The following is a 2,390-nucleotide window of genomic DNA, read 5'->3' as shown; positions in this document are numbered from 1 at the left end:
GCTCCACGATCGACGGCGTTCCGCACACCCAACCATGATCCAACCCGAACGCCCCAGGTCAAGCCGACCCGCCGACGAGCACCTGACCAGTCACATCTACTGTAGACTTGAGGAAGTGGCGTTGGGGTCAAGGCCCCCTTCCGCGCCTCGGCCTCCTGTCAACCCCGCTCGCCTTCCGGCTACACCCGGCGGATGTCTACATGGTCAGCATTTGGCCAAGTGAATTGTGATAACGGCGGTTTCCCGGGGGAGAGTCGGGACCGATTGGAGGATCGTAATCCATTCGTAGCGTGCGATCACGTCGCGGTGTTTATCGAGCTGGGTTCGTATCGTTGCGATGTCCGCCATCGCATGCGTTAGCGCCCTGCCGCCTGAGGGAGCCGCGGTGATGGCCCGCAGGGCCGCCGCGTCGAAGGTCATCTCTACGGCGTGTGGATCGGATCGTCCGGCTGCCCGGGTTTCCAGCAATCTGGCGATTGCCGTCAGATCGCTCGGGCTCACGTCCCTGGCCAGGGTATCGCGCAGGTTGCCGCGGCGGACGCTCGTGTCGTCGTTGGCGAGGTGCTGAGCCGCGGTGGCCCGGGCTGTGATCGCGTCATCCACCAGCTGTCCGAATCTGGCGGCGATGTCCCGGGCGTCAGCCTCGTGCGGGACGTCTGTCCAGATTTGCTGGAATGCCATTAGCTGGTCGATGTCGGTTCCGGCTGCGGTCGCGGCCCGGTACTGGTCGCGTAGTCGCGTCGCTTCTCGCGCGCGATCCCCGGTCATCGATCCCCGCCACCGGTCGACCGCGGCCGTCCCCCACAATGCTGCCGCAGGGCCGTCCGGGTTGCGTATCGCGGCACGTTGGGCGGCGTGAACGTTCTCGTGGACCAGGGTTTCGTTGAGCCGCTTGAGGTTGGTTTCTTCGCCGGGGCGGATCAGAATCGTCTTGGAAGCCGTCCGGAATCGTGCTCGCCGTCCGGGTATCGGTTCCTCGTCCCAGGCGATGCCCGCCACATTCGCTCCGAACCCACGGGCCAGTTCCCGCACCAGGGGCTGGTGCGCTTCCATGATCTCGTCCGGGTCCGATACGCCGGTCAGCCGGTCGATCGTCTCCGCGACCCGGCGCGCGTGCTCGGACAGCAGTGATTCTAGTCGATCTTTGGCTTCCGGTCCGACGACTGATGACAGGTCCGGGTCCAGACGTGACAGGGCGAGGCCGTCGACGGGTTCTCCGTCATGCGGGGTCAACAGCGGGGTTGCCGCCTCGTCCATCTCCGACATGGCAACGTCCGAGTCGTCATCCACATCTTCCATAGAGATGTCCGGGTCCGGGTCATCCCGGGCCGATGCCGCCGCTTCGGGGTCGTTCCGTGCGCCAACCCGCCCGTCTATCGCGGCGGATTGCCCGGTCGGGCCGGTAGCACCGGCGCTGGGCAGGCGCCACAACCGCACCGTCCGGTCGTCGCTGGCGGAGACCACCACCTGCCGGTCCTGCTCCTGCCACGACGTCACCGCACCCACCCCGCCGGTGTGGCCGGTCAGGGCCCGGATCAGGGCGCCGCTGCCCGCGTCCCAGATCCGCACCGTCCGGTCGGCGCTGGCGGAGGCCACCACCGTCCGGTCCTGCTCCTGCCACGACGTCACCGCCAGCACCGTGCCGGTGTGGCCGGTCAGGGTCTGGACCAGGGTGCCGCTGCCCGCGTCCCAGATCCGCACCGTCCGGTCGGCGCTGGCGGAGGCCACCACCGTCCGGTCCTGCTCCTGCCACGACGTCACCGCCAACACCGTGCCGGTGTGGCCGGTCAGGGTCTGGATCAGGGTGCCGCTGCCCGCATCCCAGATCCGCACCGTCCGGTCGTCGCTGGCGGAGGCCACCACCGTCCGGTCCTGCTCCTGCCACGACGTCACCGCCAGCACCCCGCTGGTGTGGCCGGTCAGGGTCCGGATCAGGGTGCCGCTGCCCGCGTCCCAGATCCGAACCGTCCGGTCGAAGCTGGCGGAGGCCACCACCTGCCGGTCCTGCTCCTGCCACGACGTCACCGCCCGCACCGGGCCGGTGTGGCCGCGCAGGGTCTGGATCAGGGTGCCGCTGCCCGCGTCCCAGATCCGCACCGTCCGGTCGTCGCTGGCGGAGACCACCACCCGCCGGTCCCGCTCCTGCCACGACGTCACCGCCAACACCCAGCCGGTGTGGCCGGTCAGGGCCCGGATCAGGGCGCCGCTGCCCGCGTCCCAGATCCGCACCGTCCGGTCGTAGCTGGCGGAGGCCACCACCTGCCGGTCCTGCTCCTGCCACGACGTCACCGCCCGCACGATGCCGATGTGACCGCGCAGCGGATCCGGCCCGTCCGGTACGCCGGCCAGCAGTCGCGCAGGTTGCCCGCCAGAGCTGACCACGGGCGGCC

The 2,390-nt window shown here is 69.5% G+C and carries 1 protein-coding gene; it reads right to left on the bottom strand.

Annotated elements, in window-relative coordinates:
• Positions 1–204: 204 nt before the first annotated feature.
• Positions 205–2,390, bottom strand: a 2,186-nt coding sequence (locus AB0G14_RS35360) for a WD40 repeat domain-containing protein (protein ID WP_357705107.1), incomplete at its 5' end; no start/stop codon positions are given.

It is taken from the genome of Micromonospora sp. NPDC023814 (assembly GCF_040639595.1).
GTDB lineage: Bacteria > Actinomycetota > Actinomycetes > Mycobacteriales > Micromonosporaceae > Micromonospora.
The sequence above is the reverse complement of the archived record's forward strand: the minus strand, read 5'-3'. Positions and strand labels throughout refer to the sequence as shown.